At 70.2% G+C, this 22,476-nt stretch carries 21 protein-coding genes; 9 read left to right on the plus strand and 12 right to left on the minus strand.

Annotated elements, in window-relative coordinates; translation table 11 throughout:
* Nucleotide 1: 1 nt before the first annotated feature.
* Nucleotides 2-763 carry an alpha/beta fold hydrolase gene (locus ACZ7OU_RS41850; protein ID WP_470259546.1) on the minus strand — a complete coding sequence of 254 codons (762 nt, stop codon included), beginning with the start codon at nucleotides 761-763 and terminating at the stop codon, nucleotides 2-4.
* Nucleotides 764-837: 74 nt separating this feature from the next.
* Between ACZ7OU_RS41850 and ACZ7OU_RS41855 the strand changes: the two genes are divergently transcribed.
* On the plus strand, nucleotides 838-1,734 hold the full coding sequence (locus ACZ7OU_RS41855) for a LysR family transcriptional regulator (protein ID WP_470259547.1): 897 nt from the start codon (nucleotides 838-840) through the stop codon (nucleotides 1,732-1,734).
* Nucleotides 1,735-1,781: 47 nt separating this feature from the next.
* Here the strand turns inward: ACZ7OU_RS41855 and ACZ7OU_RS41860 are convergent, their stop codons facing one another.
* Nucleotides 1,782-4,403, minus strand: coding sequence for a valine--tRNA ligase (locus ACZ7OU_RS41860; protein WP_470259548.1), 2,622 nt, complete (start codon nucleotides 4,401-4,403; stop codon nucleotides 1,782-1,784).
* 56 nt (nucleotides 4,404-4,459) lie between these two features.
* Between ACZ7OU_RS41860 and ACZ7OU_RS41865 the strand changes: the two genes are divergently transcribed.
* The 5 genes from ACZ7OU_RS41865 (at nucleotide 4,460) to ACZ7OU_RS41885 (ending at nucleotide 10,052) form a co-directional block, all read left to right on the plus strand.
* Nucleotides 4,460-4,762 carry a hypothetical protein gene (locus ACZ7OU_RS41865; protein WP_470245899.1) on the plus strand — a complete coding sequence of 101 codons (303 nt, stop codon included), beginning with the start codon at nucleotides 4,460-4,462 and terminating at the stop codon, nucleotides 4,760-4,762.
* 43 nt (nucleotides 4,763-4,805) lie between these two features.
* Nucleotides 4,806-5,807 (plus strand): hypothetical protein, encoded by a 1,002-nt coding sequence (locus ACZ7OU_RS41870; protein ID WP_470259549.1) that lies wholly within the window; start codon nucleotides 4,806-4,808, stop codon nucleotides 5,805-5,807.
* Nucleotides 5,808-5,880: 73 nt separating this feature from the next.
* Nucleotides 5,881-6,318 carry a MarR family winged helix-turn-helix transcriptional regulator gene (locus ACZ7OU_RS41875; RefSeq protein WP_470259550.1) on the plus strand — a complete coding sequence of 146 codons (438 nt, stop codon included), beginning with the start codon at nucleotides 5,881-5,883 and terminating at the stop codon, nucleotides 6,316-6,318.
* A gap of 80 nt (nucleotides 6,319-6,398) precedes the next feature.
* Nucleotides 6,399-7,700, plus strand: a complete 1,302-nt coding sequence (locus tag ACZ7OU_RS41880; RefSeq protein WP_470259551.1) for an MFS transporter — start codon at nucleotides 6,399-6,401, stop codon at nucleotides 7,698-7,700.
* A gap of 42 nt (nucleotides 7,701-7,742) precedes the next feature.
* Nucleotides 7,743-10,052 carry an FdhF/YdeP family oxidoreductase gene (locus tag ACZ7OU_RS41885; protein WP_470259552.1) on the plus strand — a complete coding sequence of 770 codons (2,310 nt, stop codon included), beginning with the start codon at nucleotides 7,743-7,745 and terminating at the stop codon, nucleotides 10,050-10,052.
* Here ACZ7OU_RS41885 and ACZ7OU_RS41890 read toward each other — a convergent pair.
* The 4 genes from ACZ7OU_RS41890 to ACZ7OU_RS41905 form a co-directional block, all read right to left on the minus strand.
* Nucleotides 10,040-10,615: a hypothetical protein gene (locus ACZ7OU_RS41890; RefSeq protein ID WP_470259553.1), complete on the minus strand. Its 576-nt coding sequence runs from the start codon at nucleotides 10,613-10,615 to the stop codon at nucleotides 10,040-10,042. The two genes, ACZ7OU_RS41885 and ACZ7OU_RS41890, sit on opposite strands and share 13 nt — an antisense overlap.
* 299 nt (nucleotides 10,616-10,914) lie before the next feature.
* A complete protein-coding gene (locus ACZ7OU_RS41895) occupies nucleotides 10,915-12,321 on the minus strand; it encodes an LCP family protein (protein WP_470259554.1) in 1,407 nt (468 codons plus the stop codon).
* A gap of 57 nt (nucleotides 12,322-12,378) precedes the next feature.
* Nucleotides 12,379-12,510 carry an MFS transporter small subunit gene (locus ACZ7OU_RS41900; RefSeq protein ID WP_470245892.1) on the minus strand — a complete coding sequence of 44 codons (132 nt, stop codon included), beginning with the start codon at nucleotides 12,508-12,510 and terminating at the stop codon, nucleotides 12,379-12,381.
* Complete coding sequence (locus ACZ7OU_RS41905) at nucleotides 12,510-13,865, minus strand: L-lactate MFS transporter (protein ID WP_470259555.1); 1,356 nt, start codon at nucleotides 13,863-13,865, stop codon at nucleotides 12,510-12,512. The genes ACZ7OU_RS41900 and ACZ7OU_RS41905 overlap by 1 nt, the downstream gene beginning before the upstream one ends.
* Nucleotides 13,866-13,968: 103 nt before the next feature.
* On the opposite strand from ACZ7OU_RS41905, the gene fdhD reads away from it, so the two are divergent.
* Nucleotides 13,969-14,793 carry a formate dehydrogenase accessory sulfurtransferase FdhD gene (gene fdhD, locus ACZ7OU_RS41910; protein WP_470259556.1) on the plus strand — a complete coding sequence of 275 codons (825 nt, stop codon included), beginning with the start codon at nucleotides 13,969-13,971 and terminating at the stop codon, nucleotides 14,791-14,793.
* Here the strand turns inward: fdhD and ACZ7OU_RS41915 are convergent.
* Nucleotides 14,790-16,229: a carotenoid oxygenase family protein gene (locus ACZ7OU_RS41915; protein WP_470259557.1), complete on the minus strand. Its 1,440-nt coding sequence runs from the start codon at nucleotides 16,227-16,229 to the stop codon at nucleotides 14,790-14,792. The two genes, fdhD and ACZ7OU_RS41915, sit on opposite strands and share 4 nt — an antisense overlap.
* 73 nt (nucleotides 16,230-16,302) lie before the next feature.
* Between ACZ7OU_RS41915 and ACZ7OU_RS41920 the strand changes: the two genes are divergently transcribed.
* Nucleotides 16,303-17,010, plus strand: a complete 708-nt coding sequence (locus ACZ7OU_RS41920; RefSeq protein ID WP_470245888.1) for a TetR/AcrR family transcriptional regulator — start codon at nucleotides 16,303-16,305, stop codon at nucleotides 17,008-17,010.
* A gap of 117 nt (nucleotides 17,011-17,127) precedes the next feature.
* On the plus strand, nucleotides 17,128-18,060 hold the full coding sequence (locus tag ACZ7OU_RS41925) for an alpha/beta hydrolase (protein ID WP_470246481.1): 933 nt from the start codon (nucleotides 17,128-17,130) through the stop codon (nucleotides 18,058-18,060).
* A gap of 147 nt (nucleotides 18,061-18,207) precedes the next feature.
* Here ACZ7OU_RS41925 and ACZ7OU_RS41930 read toward each other — a convergent pair whose 3' ends face one another.
* The 5 genes from ACZ7OU_RS41930 to ACZ7OU_RS41950 form a co-directional block, all read right to left on the minus strand.
* Nucleotides 18,208-19,128 carry an anti-sigma factor RsbA family regulatory protein gene (locus ACZ7OU_RS41930; RefSeq protein WP_470245887.1) on the minus strand — a complete coding sequence of 307 codons (921 nt, stop codon included), beginning with the start codon at nucleotides 19,126-19,128 and terminating at the stop codon, nucleotides 18,208-18,210.
* Between the two features lie 53 nt (nucleotides 19,129-19,181).
* Nucleotides 19,182-19,589 carry a hypothetical protein gene (locus tag ACZ7OU_RS41935; protein WP_470245886.1) on the minus strand — a complete coding sequence of 136 codons (408 nt, stop codon included), beginning with the start codon at nucleotides 19,587-19,589 and terminating at the stop codon, nucleotides 19,182-19,184.
* A gap of 50 nt (nucleotides 19,590-19,639) precedes the next feature.
* The gene (gene clpX / locus ACZ7OU_RS41940; protein ID WP_155545639.1) at nucleotides 19,640-20,935 is read right to left on the minus strand and encodes an ATP-dependent Clp protease ATP-binding subunit ClpX; all 1,296 of its coding nucleotides are present in this window, start codon (nucleotides 20,933-20,935) and stop codon (nucleotides 19,640-19,642) included.
* Between the two features lie 229 nt (nucleotides 20,936-21,164).
* Nucleotides 21,165-21,818, minus strand: a complete 654-nt coding sequence (locus tag ACZ7OU_RS41945; protein WP_155545638.1) for an ATP-dependent Clp protease proteolytic subunit — start codon at nucleotides 21,816-21,818, stop codon at nucleotides 21,165-21,167.
* A gap of 26 nt (nucleotides 21,819-21,844) precedes the next feature.
* Nucleotides 21,845-22,450 carry a ClpP family protease gene (locus ACZ7OU_RS41950; protein ID WP_360470060.1) on the minus strand — a complete coding sequence of 202 codons (606 nt, stop codon included), beginning with the start codon at nucleotides 22,448-22,450 and terminating at the stop codon, nucleotides 21,845-21,847.
* Nucleotides 22,451-22,476 lie beyond the last annotated feature (26 nt).

The following is a 22,476-nucleotide window of genomic DNA, read 5'->3' on the forward strand; positions in this document are numbered from 1 at the left end:
TTCAAGCGATCTCGCGGAGGGCGGCGGTGAACGCGCGGGGGTCCTCCTGGTGCGGGATGTGACCGCAGCCGGCGAGGACGCGCACCCGGGCGCCGGGCGTCTCGGCGGCGCAGGCGCGCGGGACTTCGAGGGGGATCTGGGTGTCCACTTCGCCGTGGAGGTAGGTGATCGGGACCTTGAGGTCCTTCAGCCGGGGCCGCGGGTCGTAGGTGGTGATCTCGGTGAAGAGCGCGTCGATGTGGACACCGGAGTCGAGCAGCTGGCGGACGGTCCAGTCGACCAGCCCGGGCGAGGCCTTCGGGCCGAACCAGCCGGGCACCCAGCCGGCGACGGTGCCGAACCGGTCGTCGACGAGGTTCTCCCGCAGCTCGCGCACGGTTTCGAGCATGCCGGCGCTCGGCCAGTACCCGGGGCTGTCGACGGCGACGACGTGCTCGACCAGCTCCGGGCGCGCGAGCGCGAGTTCGGTGGCGAAGACCCCGCCCATGCTGGACCCGACGACGACCGGCTTGATCTCCAGCAGCTCGATCACGGCTTCGAGGTCGGCCACGGCACCAGCGATGGTGTTGCCGTCGAGGGGGCGGTCCGAGCGGCCGCACCCGCGCCAGTCGAGGGTGATGACGCGGTGGTCGCGCACGAGATCGGGCAGGCACGACCCCCAGACGCGGCCGCTGGCGCCCCAGCCGTGCAGGAGCAGCAGGGCCGGGCCGGTGCCGGCGTCTTCGTAGTAGAAGCGGGTGTCGTTGACGGTTGCGTAAGGCATGCCGTGAGCCTGGTGGCCGGGTTCGCGCTTTTCGATGGGCAGTCCGCTCTTACACTCATCACGAACACTGATGAATGGGGCCTGAGGTGGAGCTGCGGCAGCTTCGGTATTTCGTTACGGTGGCCGAGGAGCTGCACTTCGGCCGCGCGGCGGAGCGGCTGCACATCGTCCAGCCGGCGGTGAGCCAGCAGGTCCGGCGGCTGGAGCGGTCGCTGGGCGTGTCGCTGTTCACGCGGTCGACGCGTTCGGTGGTGCTGACGGAGGCGGGACAGCGGTTCCTGCCGCACGCACTGGCGGTACTGGCGGCGGCCGAGCGGGCTTCGGATTCGGTGTCGGAGTTCCGCGCTTCGAAGGCCCTCCTGCGACTGGGCACGAGCGAAGGCCTGGGCGATCGGCTGGACGTCCTACTGGGAGCGTTCGCCCGTCTCGCGCCGTCGGCGTCGTTGGAGCTGCTCCACGCCCCGACGGCCGAGCGGCTGCAGCGAGTCCGCGACGGATCCCTGGACGCGACCATCGTGCGGGGCTCGTGGCCGTCGTCGGGTCTCGACTTGACTCCTTTGTGGACGGACGAGGTGATGGTGGCTTTGCCCGCGTCTCATCCGTTGGCTTCCGCTTCGGAGGTCTCTTTCGCTTCGCTGGCTTCGTTGCCGGTGCGGCTCAGTTCGCGGGCGCGGAACCAGCCGTTGTACGACCTGGTGGTGTCGTGCTGCCGCGCGGCGGGGTTCGAGCCGGTGCTGGGAACGGAGTTCACGACGGCGCAGGACACGTTGGGGACACTGGGCTTCGGCCGTCCACACTGGACGGTGTTCTACCGGGCGCACGCCAATCTGCTGCCGGTGCCGGGGGTGGTTTTCCGGCCGTTGGTGGAGCCGTCGCCGCGGATGCAGACGTACCTGGCCACGCCTTCGGACCGGCGGGTGACACCGGAGGCGGTCGCCCTGATCGAAGCGGCACGGTCCATCGACACATGACAAAGCCCGGCACTCCCGAAGGAGCGCCGGGCTTTGGTCAAACAACCTCAGGAAGCCGGCAACGCAGCCAACCGCGCCGTGATGCGGTCGATGTCCGAGGCCGCCGTTGTCTTGCGCGTCTTGATCTTCTCGATCACCTGGTCCGGGGCCTTGGCGATGAACGCCTCGTTGCCCAGCTTCGCCTCCGTCTGGGTCAGCTCCTTCTCCGCCGCCGCCAGGTCCTTCTGGAGCCGCTTGCGCTCCGCCGCCACGTCGACCGTGCCCGACAGGTCCAGCTCCACCGTCACCACGCCGTCCGCCAGGGCCACCTCGAGGGACGCGCTCGCCGCGAACTCCGGCGACGGCTCCGTCAACCGGACCAGTGACCGGACCGCCGGCTCGTGACCACCCGCGTAGCCCGCCAGGCGGGTCGCCACCTTCTGGCCCGGCTTCAACCCCTGGTCGGCTCGGAAGCGGCGGATCTCCGTCACCAGCTTCTGGACGTCCGCGATCCGCGCGTCGGCCACAGTGTCCGCGTAGCCCTCAAAAGGAGCGGGCCACGCCGCGACGACCAGCGACGTGCCGCCCGTCAACGCCGTCCACAGCTTCTCCGTGATGAACGGGATGAACGGGTGCAGCAACCTCAGCACCGTGTCCAGCACGTGCCCCAGCACCGATCGCGTCGCCGAGACCCGAGCGTCATCTCCTTGGTACAGCTGGACCTTCGCCAGCTCCAGGTACCAGTCGCACAGCTCGTTCCACGTGAACTGGTAGAGCGCGCCCGCCACCTTCGCGAACTGGAAGTCCTCGAACAGGCCGTCCACTTCGGACACCAGCGCGCTCAGCCGCCCCAGGATCCAGCGGTCGGACTCGGTCAGTTCGCCGGCAGCGGGCAACGGAGCAGCGACCGAAGCCCCGTTCATCATCGCGAACTTCGTCGCGTTCCACAGCTTCGTGCAGAAGTTGCGGGAGCCCGCCGCCCACTCGTCGGCCAAGGCCATGTCCGCGCCCGGGTTCGCGCCGCGGGCCAGGGTGAAACGGGTCGCGTCCGCGCCGTACGCGTCCATCCACTCCAGCGGGTCGATCACGTTGCCGCGCGACTTGGACATCTTCTTGCCCTGCGCGTCGCGGATCAGGCCGTGCAGGTACACGTGGTCGAACGGCTGCTTGCCGTCCATCTGGTGCACGCCGAACATCATCATCCGGACGACCCAGAAGAACAGGATGTCGTAGCCCGTCGACAACACACTGGTCGGATAGAACTTTTCCAGATCCGCGGAAGACGAAGGCCACCCCAGCGTCGACATCGGCCACAGGCCCGAGGAGAACCACGTGTCCAGCACGTCCGGGTCCTGCGTCCAGCCTTCACCGGTCGGCGGCTGCTCGTCCGGGCCGACGCACACCACTTCGCCGTCGGGGCCGTAGAACACCGGGATCCGGTGGCCCCACCACAGCTGGCGCGAAATCGTCCAGTCGTGCATGTTGTCGACCCAGTCGAAGTAGCGCTTGCCCAGCTCCGGCGGGTGGATCTTCGTGCGGCCGTCGCGGACCGCGTCGCCGGCGAGCTTGGCCAGCTCCTCGACCTTGACCCACCACTGCAGCGACAGCCGCGGCTCGACGACCGTGTCGCAGCGCGAGCAGTGCCCGACCGCGTGCACGTACGGGCGCTTCTCGGCCACGATCCGGCCGGCCTCCCGCAGCGCGGCCACGACTGCCGGGCGCGCCTCGAAGCGGTCGAGACCCTGGAACGGCCCCGGCGCCGTGATCTCGGCGCGCTCGTTCATGATCGTCAGCATCGGCAGGTCGTGGCGACGGCCGATCTCGAAGTCGTTCGGGTCGTGCGCCGGGGTCACCTTGACCGCGCCCGTGCCGAACTCGGGGTCGACGTGCTTGTCGGCCACGATCGGGATGCGGCGGCCGGTCAGCGGCAGCTCGACCTCGGTGCCAACCAGGTGCGCGTACCGCTCGTCGTCCGGGTGGACGGCGACCGCGGTGTCGCCCAGCATCGTCTCGGCGCGGGTCGTCGCGACCACGATCGCGTTGGCGCCGTCGCCGTAGCGGATCGACACGAGCTCGCCGTCGTCGTCGTTGTGGTCGACCTCGATGTCCGACAGCGCCGTCTGGCAGCGCGGGCACCAGTTGATGATCCGCTCGGCGCGGTAGATCAGGCCCTCGTCGAAGAAGTTCTTGAACACCGTCTGGACGGCCTTCGACAGGTTCTCGTCCATGGTGAAGCGCTCACGCGACCAGTCGACGCCGTCGCCGAGGCGCTTCATCTGGCCGAGGATCCGGCCGCCGTACTCGGCCTTCCACTCCCAGACGCGCTCGACGAACTTCTCGCGGCCCAGGTCGTGGCGCGAAAGGCCCTCGCCGGCCAGCTGGCGCTCGACGACGTTCTGCGTCGCGATGCCCGCGTGGTCCATGCCCGGCAGCCACAGCACCTCGTAGCCCTGCATGCGACGGCGGCGGCTCATCGCGTCCATCAACGTGTGGTTGAGGGCGTGGCCCATGTGCAGGGAACCGGTCACGTTCGGCGGCGGCAGTACGATCGAGAACGGCGGCTTCTCCGACGTGGCGTCGGCCGTGAAGTACCCGGCCGCTACCCAGCGGTCGTACATCGGTGCTTCTTCGGCGGCCGGGTCCCAGGCACCCGGAAGGTCGGTGGTCTGCTGCGGAGCGTTCTCGGTCACAATGGACAAGTCTACGAACCCGTCACGGCGGGTCACCCAGGGGGAAGGCACTCGGGATGGCAGAGCCTCAGCAGCCGCAGGATCCGGACGACCGGCGCCTGGAGACGCACCCGGACCTGATGAACCCGGACTGGCAGCAACACGCCGAGCGGGACGCCTGGCTGGGCGCGAAGAAGGAGCTGAAGAAGCGCCGCAAACGCGAGCGCCGCGCCGGTGGTCACCAGCAGCCGGGGCACAGCCGCTGGCCCGGTGTGCTGGCGCTGCTCCTGGTCGTCGTCCTGGTCGTGGCCGCGATCACCGTGCACCAGATCCAGGGCATCGGCGTCAACGAGGACCCGTTCCTGTTCTTCGGCTCGTAACGCTTCGCCCCCGCCGTCGATGATCAGGCATCGACTTTGGGGGATGAATCACGTGGACGACGAAAACCTGCTCGATTCCCACCCGGACCTGGCGGATCCGGAGTGGCGCAAGCACGCGCAGACGGACGCCTGGCTGGGCGCGAAGAAGGATCGCAAGCAGGTCCGCAAGCAGCGGAAGCGCGGCCCGCGGAAACCGCGGCGGCGCTGGTGGATCTTCGCCGTTTTCGTGGCGATCCTCGGCGTGACGACCGCCGGGATCGTGCTGGCCGGCCGCCGCGCCCCGGCTCCGGCCGCCGCGCCGAACCCGACGTCGGTGGCGCAGTTCGCCCACGTCGACCTGGCGCACCCGTACGCGAACACCCCCGCCGACACCTGGCCGAAGGGGCTGGACGGCATCACCTCGCCCGCCGCGGCCGCCGTCGGCGCGTTCAAGGCCGACGCCGTCGCGGACGCCTACGCGAAGGTCCGGCAGGCCATCACCGCCGCCCACCTCGACGCCGCGGTGTTGTTCGCCCACGACCCGAAGGCCTACCTCGCGCTCTTCGCGCCGGACCAGCGTGAGCAGCTCGCGCCGCGGCTCACCGAGAAGCCGGGGAAGGACAAGGCCGGCTTCGACTCCTACCTGACCGAGATCGCCGACGGCTACCACCTGCTCGACGCGGGTCCCCGCTCCTTCGGGACGCTCACCGCGCACGCCGGCGACAAGCCCGGCGAACTGGCCGTCGACGCGAAGTACGTCATCGCCTTCGCCTTCGACAACGTCCACCCCGATGCGCTGACCAGCCCGAACGAGATCGTCAGCTTCCTGCGCGTGGACGAGACCTACGTCGTCGCCACCGGCTCCGGCGTCGCCAAGACCAGCCACGGGCTGTGGATCGACGGCGGCCGGAGCGCGACGTCGGCGGTCGGCTGCGCCGACGCCCGGGAGGGCCTCCTCGCCCCCGGCTACGCGAACCCGCCGGGTCCGCCCACCGACGGTGACCAGGACGCGCCCGGCTACTACGACCCGAAGTACCCGGTGCCGACCCTCGACGGCTGCCACTGACCCACGCGCACTCCCGACCGGGGGTGCGTCACATCCAGATGCACAGTCTGGACTGTACAGTTAGACTGTGTGCATGGGCGAAGTACCCGCACACGTGGCCGAGAGCGCCGGCTGGATCCGCGCCGTCGTCGCGCAGCTGCACCGCCGGCTGCGCCACGTCGACAACGCCGGCATCCTGACGCCGTCGCAGTCCGCCGTGCTCAACCGGCTCCATCGCGAAGGCCCCGCCACCCAGGGCGAGCTCGCGGCCGCCGAGCACGTGCGGCAGCAGTCGATGGCCTCGACCCTCGGCGTCCTCGACGAGCTGGGCTACCTCACCCGCACCCCCGACCCGGCCGACCGGCGCCGCGTCGTCATCGGCCTGTCAGAGACCGGCTCCGACACGGTGCGCGGCATCCTCCAGCACCGCGACGAGTGGCTGGCCCAGGCGCTGCTGGACGCCCTCTCCCCCGCCGAGCTCGAGACCGTCACGCGCGCGCTGCCGCTGCTGCAGCGCGTCGCCGAACACTGAAGTCGCCCACCACTGAAGGAGCGCTCACGAGCACCGTCACCGCCCCCGCGAAGTTCGGCACCCGCCTGGTCACCCCGCTGGTGGCCGGCGCGGTCCTCAACCCGATCAACTCGACCCTCATCGCCGTCGCGCTCGTGCCGATCGGGCAGAGCTTCGGCGCCGGCCCCGGCCAGACGGCCTGGCTGATCTCGGCGCTCTACCTGGCCACCGCGGTCGGGCAGCCGGTGGTCGGGCTGCTGGTCGACCGCTACGGCGCGCGCCGCGTCCTGCTCGGCGGCGCGGTGCTGGTGATCATCGCGGGGATCGCGGGCATGATCCCGCTCTCGGTCGGCTGGCTGACCGGTGTGCGGGTCGTCCTCGGCCTCGGCACGTGTGCCGGCTTCCCGGCCGCCATGGCCGTATTGCGTCATCACGCGGAAGCGAGCGGCCAGGGCGTGCCCGCGCGCGTGCTGTCGGTGCTGTCGATGTCCGCGCAGACCGTGATGGTGATCGGCCCGACGCTGGGCGGGCTGCTGATCGGCCTCTTCGGCTGGCCGGCGATCTTCGCCGTGAACATCCCGCTCGCCGGGCTGTCGCTGGTGCTGGCGCTGCTGTGGGTGCCGAAGGACGATCGCGGCGAGCGCACCGCGAAGCCGATCGACGTCCTGGGCATCGCGCTGTTCTCGGCGACGCTGCTCGCGCTCCTGTTCTTCCTGATGGACCCGGGCACCGAGCCCTGGCTGCTCGCCGTCGTCGCGGCTTTCGGCGTCGCGTTCGGGCTGGTCGAGCTGCGGCGCGACGACCCGTTCCTCGACCTGCGGATGCTCGCGGCCAACCGGGCGATCCTGCGGACCTACCTGCGGCAGGCCCTGAGCTTCATGGCCATCTACGCGATCATGTTCGGCTACGTTCAATGGCTCGAAACCACGCGGCAGCTGTCCGAGGAGGCCGCCGGGCTGATGCTGCTGCCGATGTCGGGCACGGCGGTGTGCGCGGCCGCGTTCTCGGGGCGCGGCTCCGGCATCAAGGCGCGGCTGGTCACGGTCGCGGTCGCGCTGGTCGGCGGCTCGGCACTGCTGCTGCTCGTCCACGACGGCACGTGGACCGCCGCGCTGCTGGCGCTGGCCGCGCTGTTCGGCCTCGCCCAGGGCCTCACCAGCGTCGCGAACCAGACGACGCTCTACCGCGAGGCACCCGCCGAGCAGATGGGCACCGCGAGCGGCCTGTTCCGCACGGCCCAGTACCTCGGCGCGATCGTGGCCTCGACGCTGATCGCGCTCTGCTACGGCCCGCACGCGGACTCGGCCGGGCTGCACCGGCTGGCCGTCGCACTCGTCGTCATCAGCGTTCTCCTGCTCGCCGTCACCCTCTCCGACCGCGGGCTCCGCGCGACGAAAGCCTGACCCCTGTTCGCGCGCGCGGTCATCGAGGCGCACGATGAACACATGACTCGTGAAGCGCCGGCGCAGGACGTGGACGAGACCCGCCTCGAGGTGGGCAAGCCGAAGGGCTGGGCGGCCGGGATACCCGGGGTGGCCGTGTCCCTCGCGCGCAGCGTCGAGCAGATGGGCACCGGCCGGACCGTCAAGGCGCTGCGGCTGCTGAACCAACGTGAGGGCTTCGACTGCCCGGGCTGCGCGTGGCCGGAACCGCGTGAGGTCGACGGCGAGAAGCGCAAGCTGGCCGAGTTCTGCGAGAACGGCGCCAAGGCCGTCGCCGAGGAGGCCACGAAACGACGGGTCGACCGCGAGTTCTTCGCGAAGCACCCGATCGAGGACCTCCGCACCAAGACCGACTACTGGCTCGGCCAGCAGGGCCGCGTCACCGAGCCGTTCGTGCTCCGCGAAGGCGCGACGCACTACGAGCCCATCTCCTGGGACGACGCTTTCGAGCTGGTCGCCGGCGAGCTGAAGGCCCTCACCGACCCCAACGAGGCGATCTTCTACACCTCGGGCCGCACCAGCAACGAGGCCGCGTTCCTCTACCAGCTGCTCGTGCGCTCGTTCGGCACCAACAACCTGCCGGACTGCTCCAACATGTGCCACGAGTCCTCGGGCGCGGCGCTGGCGGCGACCACCGGCATCGGCAAGGGCTCGGTGAGCCTGGCCGACATCCACAAGGCCGACCTGATCGTCGTCGTCGGGCAGAACCCGGGCACCAACCACCCGCGGATGCTCTCGGCGCTCGAGGAGGCCAAGGGCAACGGCGCGCGGATCATCGCCGTCAACCCGCTGCCCGAGGCCGGGCTGATGCGGTTCAAGAACCCGCAGAACGTCCGCGGCGTCGTCGGCAAGGGCACGCCGCTGGCCGACGAGTTCGCCCAGATCCGCCTCGGCGGCGACCTCGCGCTGTTCCAGGCCGTCGGGCACCTGCTGCTGACCTGGGACGAGGAAGCGCCCGGCGCGATCGTCGACCGCGACTTCGTCGAGCGGGTCACCGACGGCTTCGACGACTACGCGAAGCACCTGCGGGAGATCGACTGGCCCGAGGTCGAGCGCGCCACCGGGCTGCCGCGCGAGCAGATCGAGCGCGTCGCGCGGATGATCGCCTCCTCCGAGCGGACGATCTACTGCTGGGCGATGGGCCTCACGCAGCACAAGCACGCCGTCCCGACGATCTCGGAGATCGCGAACCTGGCGCTGATGCGGGGGATGATCGGCAAGCCGGGCGCGGGCCTGTGCCCGGTGCGCGGGCACTCGAACGTCCAGGGCGACCGGACGATGGGCATCTGGGAGAAGATGCCGCAGTCCTTCATGGACGCCCTCGCCGCCGAGTTCGGCATCGAGGTGCCACGCGAGCACGGCTTCGACACGGTCGACGCGATCCGGGCGATGCGCGACGGCGGCGGCAAGGTCTTCTTCGCCGTCGGCGGCAACTTCGCTTCGGCGACCCCGGACACGGAGGCGACCGAGAAGGCGCTCGAGTCGTGCTCGCTGACCGTGCACGTCTCCACGAAGCTGAACCGCTCCCACGTCGTCCACGGCCGCACCGCGCTGGTCCTGCCGACGCTCGGGCGCACCGAACGCGACGTCCAGGCGAGCGGCGAGCAGTTCGTCACGGTCGAGGACTCGATGTCGCAGGTGCACACCTCGCGCGGGCGCCTCAAGCCGGCGAGCGAGCACCTCCTGTCCGAGGTCGCCATCGTCTGCCGGCTGGCCGAGACGCTGTTCGGCGCCGGGCACGCGGTGCCGTGGCGGACGTTCGAGACCGACTACGACCTGGTCCGCGACCGCATCTCCCGCGTCGTGCCGGGCTGCCAGGACTACAACCGCCGCGTCCGCGAGCCGGACGGGTTCGTGCTGCCGCACGCGCCGCGCGACTCCCGCGAGTTCACCGGCACCGCCAACGGCAAGGGCAACTTCACGGTCTCGGAGCTGGAGTACCCGCAGGTGCCCGAGGGCAGGCTGCTGCTGCAGACGATGCGCAGCCACGACCAGTACAACACCACGATCTACGGGCTTTCCGACCGCTACCGCGGCATCGAGAACGCCCGCCGGGTCGTGCTGGTCAACCCGGACGACATCGCCGCGCTCGGCCTGACCGACGGCGCGATGGTGGACCTGGTCTCGGAGTGGCGCGACGGCGACCGCCGCGCGCCGTCGTTCCGGGTGGTGTCCTACCCGACGGCCCGCGGCTGCGCGGCGGCCTACTTCCCGGAGGCCAACGCCCTGGTGCCGCTGGACTCGGTCGCGGAGAAGTCGAACACGCCGGTGTCGAAGGCGATCGTGGTGCGGCTCGAGGTTCAGCCCCGGTAGTCGCGCTGCAGCGTGTTGGTCATGTCGGTGACCACGGCCTGGACGTTGTCGAGGGTCGCCGGCGGGATCAGCGCGGCCTCGGTGCCGCCGTCGGCGATGGCCAGGCTGAGCACGACGTTCCCGGTGCGCACGGCGGCCCACTGCTCGGAGAACCCGGCCTCGTCGCCGACGTCGGTGGCGAGCCGGACCCCCGAGTGGTCGCCGAGCGCGTCGGTCATCAGCTGGGTGGCCTTGGTCGCGCCCTCGCCCGGGTCGGAGTCGGTGAACCGCACGACGGCGATCGTGACGAGCCGGTAGTCCTGCATGTTGGGCTTGCCACCGCCGAGGTCGCGGGCGAACAGGCGCTTGCAGCTGGTCAGGTCGTTGCCCTCGGTGGAGCGGTCCTGGGGGACGACCTTGGCGTCGGCGGTCTTCACCGAGTCGGCCGGGACCTCGACGGTGCCGGGCGCGAGCCGGTCACGCGCGTTCGAGCCGGGCAGCTTGCAGGCGTCGATCGAGTCGGGGTAGTGCGCCGAAGTGGACGACGACTGGCACCCGGCACAAAGAACGGCGGAAGCGAGCACCGGAAGGAGCCACCCTCCGCGGGCAACGCTGCTACGCATAGGTTCCGGACTTTCCGTATTTCCTGAAATTGACTTTCCGGTTCGCCACCGGTCTGGTGATCTTTTCCGGTCCGCCGCTCGGTGCTGCCGTCGACGGTCACCGCACACTGCCTCACCAGGGAGGCAGCGTCAAGACCAGTCACCCCGGTGGTCCGCCGTGGTCCGGTCGGCGGAAAACGGAAACGCGGTACTTCGCGGAAATTCCTGGCGCAATTTCGCGGAACCCGATGAAAGGCCGGGCTTTCGATTGGCGCGCGCGATCAATTCACGCAGACGACCCCGTCCGAGGTGATCGGCTCGTCGCCGGCGGCCGGGGCGCCCCCGCCACCGGTCGTCCCCGGGCCGGCGTACACCGACCCGAGCACCACCTCGATGTGGCCCGCCGGCACCGCCGCGGACTCCTCTGTCGACAGCCCGCCCAGCAGCTTCGCGACCTCCGCGCCCCGCTGCGCGAGGTCGGCGCCGAAGCGGACCAGGGACGTCCGCCGCGAGGCGGTGTTGCCGGTCGTGCCCTTGGTGAATCCGTGGTCCCCCAGGAAACCGGCCACGCGGGCGGCGAGACCGCCCTTCGGGCTCGCGTTGGAGACGTCGACCGTGACCGGGGCGGCGGCCGGCGTCTTCGGCGCGGCGGACCCGATCAGGTCCGCCGCGAAGGCCTTCACCGCCGCCGGGTCGACCTGCACGGCCGTGGCGTGGGGGTTGTCCGTGTCGTACCGGTAGTCGCGGTTGACGACGGGGATCGTCTCGAACCGGATCCCGCCCCCGCTGACCCCGCGCATCTGCGCGACGAAGTCGAGCAGGTTCCACGAGTCGTCGAGCACCACCGAGCGCTTGACGGCGCCGATGAGGTCCGAGAGCTTCCCGGGGTTGGCCAGCGTCCCCGCCGACAGCACCTGCCGGGCCAGCCCGGAGAGGAACACCTGCTGGCGCCGGACGCGGGCGAAGTCGGTGCCCGGGAGCCCGTCGCGCTGCCGGACGAAGGCCAGCGCGTCGGCGCCCTGGATCCGCTGCGGCCCGGCCGGGAAGTCCGCGCCGGAGTTCTTGTCCTTGGTGGCTTCCTTCAGGCAGACGTCGACGCCGCCGACCGCCTGGCTGATCTCGTAGAAGCTGAGCAGGTTGACCTCGGCGTAGTGGTCGATCTTGACGCCGGTGAGGCCCTCGACCGCCTGCCGCGTCCCGCGGCGCGCGGCGGTGAGGGCGGCCTGGTCGATCTTCGCTTTGTCGGTCTCCCCCGCGTCGCGCCGCCGCTTGGCTTCGGCGGCCTTCGCGCGCCCGAACGCGGCGTTGATCTTCCCCTTCCCGCCGGGCATCGACACGTAGCTGTCGCGCGGGATGGAGAACGCTTTCACGTCGTGGGTGCCGTTCGGGATCCGCAGCACGATGAGCGTGTCGGTGAGGTCGTCGCCGTTGGCCCCGGCCCGGAGCTCGCGCAGGACCTCCGGGGAAAGCGGTTGCCCCTGGTCGTTGGTCCGCGAGTCGCGGCCGACGAGCAGGATGTCGAGCGAGCCGTCGGCGGGCTGTTCCCCGGGCGCGGTGCCGCCCTCGGCGTCGATGACGCTGTCGCGCGAGACGTCGTCGAGGGCGTGGAGGTTCGTGTAGCCGTAGGCGGTACCGCCCAGGACGGCGAAAGCGAGCCCGGCGACGGCGATCTTCCCCAGTAGGTGCACGTCCTACCGACGCCGCCGGGCCCGCTCCCGCTGCACGGGTGACTCAGCTCACAAGGGCTACCCGAAGAGCTGCACCAGCTTCAGGAACAGCTGGTACACGCCGTAGGCGAAGGGCAGCACGACCCACGCCCAGGCGAGCACGATCAGCGGCACGCGGTTCGTCCCGGTCTCCTGGGGCTGCTCGCTCATCACGCCTCACTCCTCGCGGCCGCGTCCGAGGTGACGGGCTCGTGGAACTTCGCCTTCACCGGCCGCACCAGCTCGTTGGCCACGAAGCCGACCACCAGCAGGCCGATCATGATGTAGAACGACAGCTGGTAGAGCGCCGGGCCGGACTTGCCGGCCGACTTCTCGTTGTCGGCGATCGCGTTGACGATCAGCGGGCCGAGCACGCCGGCCACCGACCACGCGGTGAGCAGCCTGCCGTGGATCGCGCCGACCTGGTAGGTGCCGAAGAGGTCCTTCAGGTACGCCGGGATCGTCGCGAACCCGCCGCCGTAGAACGACAGGATCACCATCGCGCACAGGATGAACACGACCTTCGAGGAGTTGTCCGTCAGCGCGATCACCAGGTACAGCACCGCGCCCACGCCGAGGTAGGTGCGGTAGATGTTCTTGCGCCCGACCAGGTCCGAAGTGGACGACCAGACGAACCGGCCGAGCATGTTGCACAGCGACAGCAACGCTACGAACCCGGCCGCCGCGGCCGTGCCGACCGGGGTCGAGGTGTTCTTGAAGAAGTCCACGATCATCGGGGACGCCTTCTCCAGGATGCCGATGCCCGCGGTGACGTTGAAGCACAGCACGACCCACAGGAGCCAGAACTGCGGCGTCTTGATCGCGTTGGCGGCCGAGACGTTCGCGGTGCTGATCATGGCCTTGCCGTGGTCGGTCTTCGGCTCCCAGCCGGCCGGCTTCCAGTCGTCGGCCGGCACCCGTACGAGCAGCCAGCCCATCGACATGAACGCCGCGTAGACGACGCCGTGCACCAGGAACGCCGTCGCGATCGTGCCGGTGGTCGGCGAGGTGCCGAGCATCGACGACGACCACGGCGACGCGATGAGCGCACCGCCGCCGAAGCCCATGATCGCGATCCCGGTCGCCATGCCGGGGCGGTCCGGGAACCACTTGATGAGCGTGGACACCGGCGAGATGTAGCCGATGCCGAGCCCGACGCCGCCGATCCCGCCGTAGCCGACGACGACCAGCCAGAACTGCCCGGTCGCCACGCCGAGCGCGGAGACGAGGAACCCGGTGGCGAAGCAGCACATCGAGACGAACATGGCCCAGCGCGGGCCGTTCTTCTCGACGAGCGTGCCGCCGAACGCCGCGGAGAGGCCGAGCATGACGATGCCGAGCTGGAACGGCAGCGAGCTCTGCGTCCCGTTCAGGTGCATCGTCTTCTCGAGCGGCGTCTTGAAGACGCTCCACGCGTAGGCCTGCCCGATCGACAGGTGTACCGAAAGGGCCGCCGGCGGCACCAGCCAGCGCGTCCAGCCTGGTGGTGCCACGATCCGGGAACGGTCCAGGAAGCCGAGAGCCATCGGATCCCTCCGTAGAGTGGGGATGATGGAGGGAATGTATTACTAAATACCCGGTGTTGCACCATGCGAGTGTCAAACTTTCCGGCGGAGAAGGGTGTGGGTCATGGGCAGGGTGACCGTGCGGAGGCCGGTGCGGAAGATCTCCGCGACCGGCGACCGGCGCCGTCCCGACGCGCTGGCCGCCGAAGAGCCCCTGGAACTGCGCGTCGGCGGCAAGGCGCTGGCGGTCACGATGCGCACGCCCGGGCACGACGTCGAGCTGGCCCACGGCTTCCTGCTGTCCGAAGGGGTGATCGGCGGCCGCGAGGACATCGCCGTCGCCCGCTACTGCGACGGCGTCGACGACCAGGGCCGCAACACCTACAACGTGCTGGACATCGCGCTGGCGCCCGGCGTGCCGCCGCCGGACACCGGGGTCGAGCGCAACTTCTACACGACGTCGTCGTGCGGGGTCTGCGGCAAGGCCGCGCTCGACGCGGTCAAGCTCAAGACCCGCTTCTCCCCCGCCTCGGCCACGTTCACGGTGAAGAGCGAGACCCTGTCCGCCCTGCCGGACGCCCTGCGCACCCGGCAGAAGGTGTTCGCCAGCACCGGCGGCCTGCACGCGGCGGGCCTGTTCACCCCGGACGGCGAGATCGCCGTCGTCCGCGAGGACGTCGGCCGGCACAACGCGGTCGACAAGGTGCTCGGCTGGGCCGTCCTCGAGAACCGGATCCCCGCGCCCGGGTACGGCCTGCTGGTCTCCGGGCGCGCGTCGTTCGAGCTGGTGCAGAAGGCCGCGATGGCCGGGATCGGGCTGCTGGCCGCGGTGTCCGCCCCGTCGTCACTGGCGGTCGAGCTCGCGGAAGAGAACGGCATGACGCTGATCGGCTTCCTGCGCGGCGACTCGATGAACCTCTACACCGGCGACCACCGCCTGCTGACCTAAACCGACTCGACCCAGTTGCCGTGGAAGCCGTTGGGCACGCGGTCCGGCAGGTGGATCGCCGCGACGGTCTCCAGCGTGCCCGCGTCCAGCAGCGTGAGATCGCTGCGCTGGGACGCGGGGTCGAAGACGAAGCCCATCAGGACGCCGTCGTCCTCCGCCGCGTCCGCGTGGGACGGGACGAAGACGAACTCGCCCGGCTGCCGTCCCGCGCCGAACGCGCGCTCCTGCCGTGAACCGGCGTGGAAGTCGTGCTTGAACAGGGAACCGCCGGGGGTCGCGCCGCCGTCGGCCGACATCGAGTAGCCGAAGCGGTGGCGCCGGCCGACGAGCCGCTCGTCCACCCTCGGGAACTCCTGGCCGCGGTCGTCGAGCCGCTCCTCCAGGACCTTGCCCGCGGTGAGGTCGACGGTCCAGCGGTCCAGCGTCGGGCCGCCCTCGTCCGGGCCGTGCAGCTCGGTGTCGAACATCTTCGGGTGGCGGACGATGTCGAGCACGATGCTGTCACCGTCGTCGTAGGCGTTGAGCGGGTGGAAGACGTAGCACGGCTCGACCTCGAACCACCGGACGTCGCCGTTGCCGCCTTCGCGCGGCATGACGCCGATCCGCGCCGGGTACTTCGGGTCCCAGCGGTACGGCAGGCCGCCGTTCGCGCCGATCTTGCGGGCCATCATCGCGGTCACCGGGTCCGGCACGCGGACCTTGCCGACCATGGCCGAAAGGACGAGCTTCGCCGGCGCCCGCAGCGCGCCCGGCACGTTCGCCGCGACCGCCATCTCCGCGTTGAACGTCACCGGCAGGTCGTAGAACACGACGTGCTTCTCGGTCAGCGAGAAGTCGTGCATCATCGGCGACCCGGTGACCTCGACGTCGACCGTGCGGCGGGCCCGGCCCTGCGCGTCGATCACCGAGTACTGGACCTTGTTGCCCATGCCGAAGGAGTACGACACGGCGTGCAGCTCGCCCGTGCGCGGATCGCGCTTGGGGTGGGCCGTGTAGCCGCCGGGCAGCGTGCCGTCGAAGTCGCAGCGGCCGACGGTGTCGAGCTCCTCGGTCAGCTCGTAAGTCGGCGCGCCCGCCTCGACCAGCGCGAAGGTCCGGCCGGCGTGGCCGATGACGTTGGTGTTGGCGCCGAGCGCGTCCAGCCCGCAGAAGCGGCTCGCGTCCTCGCCGTTCAGCGTCGCCGTGACGGCCGGGTTGCGCACCCAGCGGTTGCGGTACCACTCGGCCTTGCCGTCGCGCAGGCGCACGCCGTGGACCATGCCGTCGCCCATGAACCAGTGGTAGGCCGCCGGGTCCACCTCGGACAGCGGGTTGGGCCCGTTGCGCAGGTAGCGGCCGTCGAGGAACTCGGGGATGCGCCCCGTGACGGCCAGCTCGGTGATCGTGTGCTCCCGGCTCACCGGGGCGAAGTTGCCTTCGAGGAACTTGTTGCCCATGCCTGACCCCTCCGAAGCTGCCATAACTTGGTTATGACACCATTTATAACAGGGTTATGAGATACTGGCAAGCATGAGCCCGAAACCGCGTGCGACCGACGTCAAGGAGCGGCTCGTCGAGGCCGCCATCCGGCTGCTCGACGACGGCGGCCCCGAAGCTCTGCAGGCCCGCAAGCTGGCGGCGGAGGTCGGCGTTTCGACGATGGCCGTGTACACGCACTTCGGGGGCATGACCGCGCTGGTCGACGAGGTGGCGCGCACGGGGTTCCTGCGGCTCAGCGCGTGCCTGGCCGAGGTCGGCGAGACCGGCGACCCGGTGGCGGACATCTTCAGCCTGGCCCGGACCTACCGGCAGGCGGTCGCCGAGCAGCCGCAGCTGTTCGCGGTGACGTTCGGCCAGTCCGCGCCGGGCGGCAAGCGGGCGACTCTGTCGGATCTCACCACCGAGGAGGGCCGCGAAGCCGCCCAGGAGGGCCTGGAGGCGTTCGAGCACATCGTCCGGGCGACCGAGCGGGCCATCGAGGCCGGCCGGTTCCGGCCCGCGGACAAGTACCAGGCGGCCGCGCAGCTGTGGAGCGCGCTGCACGGCTTCGTCACGCTCGAGGCCTCCGGCCACTTCGGCGCCGGTGAGCAGGGCATCGACCACATTTTGATACCCCTGGGGATCACCATGGCGGTGGGTCTCGGGGACACTGTGGAGCGGGCGGAACACTCGACCGAGGCGGCCAAGGCGGCTTGGCGGGCGAAAACCCGAAACGCCGGGCAGGGTGGGAACGACTAACCCGGCGAACAGGGACGTGAGGGGAACGCGGAGCGGGTGCGCGGCGTCCTAGGAGCAGCAGGCGGGGGACGGAGACAGGTGAACGAGGAAAACGGGGAGCGACCTCCGGGCGAGCCCTTGGTCCCGGAGACGGCCGGGGCGGCCGCGGTCCGGGACGCACGGCGGTGGCTGTCGCGCCGGTCCGTGCTGATCGCGGGCGCGTCCGGGCTGGCCGTGGGCGGCCTGGCCATCGGCACCGCCACCGGCAAGCTGCCGTTCAGCCAGGCGCTGCAGCGGACGCTGGGCGTGACGTCGTCGAACCCGACGACCCAGCTGGGCAGCACCCGCGTCGAGCGCGTCTACTCCCAGGCCCGCGGCCGGATGGTCGACCTGGTGTTCATCCTGCCGTCGAAGACCCCGCCCAAGGGCCTGCCGATGTCGCTGATGCTGCACGGCCTGCACGGCAACGCCCGCAGCGCGGCCCCGACCGGCACGCTCAAGCAGCTCTCCAGCGACGTCGCGCGCAAGGCCGTCCCGGCGTTCGGCTTCGTCGCCGTCGACGGCGGCGACAACTACTGGCACGAGGTGCACCCGGGCGACGACCCGATGGCGATGCTGCTGGAGGAGGTCCCGCAGTGGCTGCGGGCCCGCGGCTTCGCCGGCGACACCGGGCAGCCGTTCGCCTGCACGGGCGTGTCGATGGGCGGGTTCGGCGCGCTGGTGTACACGCGCCGCCGCGTGGAGCGGCGCCAGCCGCCGGCCGCGGTCGCGACGCTGGCCCCGGCGCTGATCCTGTCCTGGCAGGAGATGGCCAAGCGGCACATCTTCACGGGCCTGAACGACTGGACCGCGCTGGACCCGCTGCGGCACATCGACGCGACGAAGACCGTGGCCAACGGCATCTGGTGCGGCACGGAGGACCCGTTCATCACGGGTGTCCGCCGCTACATCGACGCGGCCCACCCGGTGGTCGCCCACACGGCCCACGGCAAGCACGGCGACCCGTTCAACCGGACGGTGGTGCCGAGCCTGATCAGCTTCCTCGGCAAGCAGGTCCCCCGCAAGGACTGACCCGCCCCGGACGACACGCGTACTCAGCCGGACGACACGCGTACCCCGATGGACGACACGACCCGCTCCTGCGCGAGGTGCCGTGTCGTCCGCCCAGGTACGCGTGTCGTCCGGTCAGGTACGCGTGTCGGCCGTTGGGGTACGGGGTCAGCAGGTGAAGTGGACGCGGGTCGTCGTGCGGCCCGGGACCCAGTACGTGCGGACCAGGTCCGCCAGGCGGTTGACCAGCAGCAGGCCGCGGCCGCCCAGCGCGGCCGCCGTCGGGGGGATCCGGCCGGCCAGGGGTTCCGTGATCGTGCCCGTGTCGGTGACCTCGCCGACCACCTGACGCTCGTCGGCCCACAGCCGGAGCACGCCCGCGCCGCCGCCGTAGAGGATGCTGTTCGTCGTCAGCTCCGCGATCGCCAGGGTGAAGTCGTCCCGCCGCGGGCGGCGCAGGCCGTGGCGCGCGGCCCAGATCTCCGCGAACCCGCGCAACGAGGCCAGCTGCCCGATGTCGAACTTCCGCTCGATCGCGGCCGGCGGCGGGTCGAGCGGCCGCATGAGCTCCACGCGGGCGCCGTCCGGGTCGAACCGGGAGCTGACGAGCGGCCCGGCCGGTCCCCGCACCTCGGGGTGGGTGCGCTCGGCGTCGGCCAGCGCGTCCGGCGAGAGCGACGCGGTGTCGTACGGGCAGAGCACCGCCAGGTCCCGCCCCACGAGAGCGTGGTTGATGAGCGCCTCGTGCAGGACGCACTCCGGGTACTCGGCGCCCGTGCGGTCGCTCCACAGCGGCTCCGCCACGATCCGCACCGGGCCCGCGTGCTCACCGGCGAAGGCGAGCAGGACCGTCGGCAGGATCGCGCCGGGGTTGCGGCCCACCAGGCACATGTCGGTCAGCCGCACCTCACGGGCACGGGCTTCCAGGGCCTTCTCGATGAGGAGGAGATTGCGCGCCGGAACGGCCACGGCCACCGGTTCGCCCCGGTCGAGACCTTCGAGCAGGAACGGAACGACGCCGTCCAGGTACTCACTGTCACCGCGGTAGAACAGTGCCGGATGCCGAACCGGTCTCAGGGCACCTACCACGGGACCTTGCTACCCGGACACGGCCCGGCGCAAACCCATCGGACGGAGGAAGTTCACTCCACCCAGCGGCCGACGACCGAGATCAGCCAGAAGCCGACCAGGGTCGCGAGGCCGAACAGCAGCACCCAGTTGACCAGCGGACGCCGCTCGGTGACCCCACCGGCTCGCCAGAGCGCGTACCCCGCGACGACGAACAGCGGCAACGGGATCAGGGGCAACGGCGACAGGCGGGCCACCACGGCCACGACGCACACGCCGGCGCACACGGCCAGCACGCCCATCAGCACCCGGTTCAGCCACGGGTACCGGTCGAACACGGACGCGATGACGCGTTCGCTCAGCTCGCGGAACCCGAGGACCGGTCCGGCGGGCACCGGCTCCGGCTCGGGTGGCGGCGGTGCCTGCACGCCACCGGCGGGGGCGGCGCCCCCGCCGGTAACCGGCATAGAGTCAGCAGTCATTCAGCTTTCCTGTCGGGTCTCCGGGCCGGGTGGCCCGGAGACGCCCGGCCTCAGGCCGACTTCTCGCCGCGCTCGCTGCGCGTGCGCCTCGTCGGCTGCCGGGCGACGATCGTCGGGTTCACGTTCTCCCGGACGGTCTGCTCGGTGATCACGACCTTCGCCACGTCGTCGCGGCTCGGGATGTCGTACATGACCGGCTGCAGCACTTCTTCCATGATGGCACGCAGCCCGCGGGCACCGGTCCCGCGCAGGACCGCCTGGTCGGCGATGGCCTCGAGCGCGGTCTTGGTGAACTCGAGCTCGACGTTGTCCATCTCGAAGAGCTTCTTGTACTGCTTCACCAGGGCGTTGCGCGGCTGGGTGAGGATGCTGACCAGCGATTCCTTGTCCAGGTGGTTGACCGTCGCCACGACCGGGAGCCGGCCGATGAACTCCGGGATCAGCCCGAACTTGATCAGGTCCTCGGGCATGGTGTCGGAGAAGACGTCGCTCTCCTCGATCTCGGACTTCGTGCGGATCTCCGCGCCGAAGCCGAGGCCACGCTTGCCGACCCGCTCGTTGATGATCTTCTCCAGCCCGGCGAACGCGCCGGCCACGATGAACAGCACGTTCGTCGTGTCGATCTGGATGAACTCCTGGTGCGGGTGCTTGCGGCCGCCCTGCGGCGGCACCGAGGCGGTGGTGCCCTCGAGGATCTTCAGCAGCGCCTGCTGGACCCCCTCGCCGGAGACGTCCCGCGTGATCGACGGGTTCTCGCTCTTCCGGGCGATCTTGTCGACCTCGTCGATGTAGATGATCCCGGTCTCGGCCCGCTTGACGTCGTAGTCCGCCGCCTGGATGAGCTTGAGCAGGATGTTCTCGACGTCTTCGCCGACGTACCCGGCCTCGGTCAGCGCCGTGGCGTCCGCGATCGCGAACGGCACGTTCAGCAGCTTCGCCAGCGTCTGCGCGAGGTAGGTCTTGCCGCACCCGGTGGGGCCGAGCATCAGGATGTTCGACTTGGCCAGCTCGACCGACTCCTCCTTGGAGTCCTTCGGCCCGGCCTTGTCGTCCGCCTGGATCCGCTTGTAGTGGTTGTAGACCGCTACCGCGAGGGTCCGCTTGGCGTCGTTCTGCCCGATGATGTACTGCTCGAGGAACTCGTGGATGTCGGCGGGCTTGGGCAGCTCGTCGAGTTTGACGTCGCCGGCTTCGGCCAGCTCCTCCTCGATGATCTCGTTGCAGAGGTCGATGCACTCATCGCAGATGTAGACCCCGGGGCCGGCAATGAGCTTCTTCACCTGCTTTTGGCTCTTCCCGCAGAAAGAACACTTCAGCAGGTCTCCGCCGTCACCGATCCGTGCCATGGCCGTTGACCTCGTCCCCTCCGGCGCGGACTGCCGCGCCTGACGTGTGTTGCGACGGTGCGACCCCCGGTCACGAACGACCGAGTGGAGCCTCACGCATTGCCACTGACGGTACCCGTCCGATGCCGTGGGCGGGAACACCCACAGGCTCCGGGAGCACGTCAGAGGACGACCCTAAACCAGAGTGCCGGTGTATGTCGTCTCCTCGACACACACCGGCCTGGCGGATCTACAGAGCCGAGGCCTTCCGGTACGGGAGCACCTCGTCGATGATTCCGTACGCCTTGGCCTCGTCGGCGGTCAGGATCTTGTCCCGCTCGATGTCGGTCCGGATCTGGTCGGGGTCCTTGTTCGTGTGCTTCGCCAGGATGACCTCCATCTGGCGCCGCACCCGCTGGATCTCGTTCGCCTGGATCTCCAGGTCGGAGACCTGGCCGTACGTGCCCTCGGTGGCCGGCTGGTGGATCAGCACCCGGGAGTTGGGCAGCGCGTAGCGCTTGCCCGGGGTGCCGGCCGCCAGCAGGACCGCGGCCGCGGAGGCGGCCTGGCCGAGGCAGTACGTCTGGATGTCCGGGCGGACGAACTGCATCGTGTCGTAGATCGCCATCAGCGAGGTGAACGAGCCACCCGGCGAGTTGATGTACAGCAGGATGTCGCGGTCCGGGTCCTCGTGCTCGAGGTGCAGCAGCTGGGCCATCACGTCGTTGGCCGACGCGTCGTCCACCTGCACGCCGAGGAAGATGACGCGCTCTTCGTACAGCTTGTTGTACGGGTTCGACTCCTTGACGCCGTAGCTGGTGCGCTCGACGTACGACGGGAGGATGTACCGCGACTGGGGTGTGTTCGGAGCCCGGAAGTCACCCGGGAGCCTGAAGTTGCTCATGATCGAGTCTCCTGTGTGCTTCGCGCTCAGTTCGAGCCCGGACGGGCGATGTCGGCGGTGAGGACGTGGTCAACGAACCCGTAGTCCTTCGCCTCCTGCGCGGTGAACCAGCGGTCGCGGTCGCCGTCCGCGATGATCTGCTCGACCGTCTGCCCGGTCTGGTCCGCCGTGATCCGGGCCAGCTCCTGCTTCCACTTGTTGAACAGGTCGGCCTGGATCGCGATGTCCGACGCGGTGCCGCCGACACCGGCCGACGGCTGGTGCATCAGGATGCGCGCGTGCGGGAGCGAGTAGCGCTTGCCGGGCGCGCCCGAGGAGAGCAGGAACTGGCCCATCGAGGCCGCCATGCCCATCGCGTAGGTCGCGACGTCGGGGCGGATCAGCTGCATGGTGTCGTAGATGGCGAACCCGGCGGTGACCGAGCCACCCGGCGAGTTGATGTAGAAGCGGATGTCGGACTCGGCGTCGTCCGCGTCGAGCAGCAACAGCTGCGCGGTGATCCGGTTGGCGATCTCGTCGTTCACCTCGGAACCGAGGACGACGATGCGCTCCTGGAGCAACCGCTCGAACACCGAGTCGGTGAGGGTGAGCCCTGCGGTGCCGGACCGCGCCTCGGGCGTGTGCTGCGTCACGTCTGCCTGCCTTTTCGCCGGCGACG

Source organism: Amycolatopsis sp. NPDC114505, from assembly GCF_055633615.1.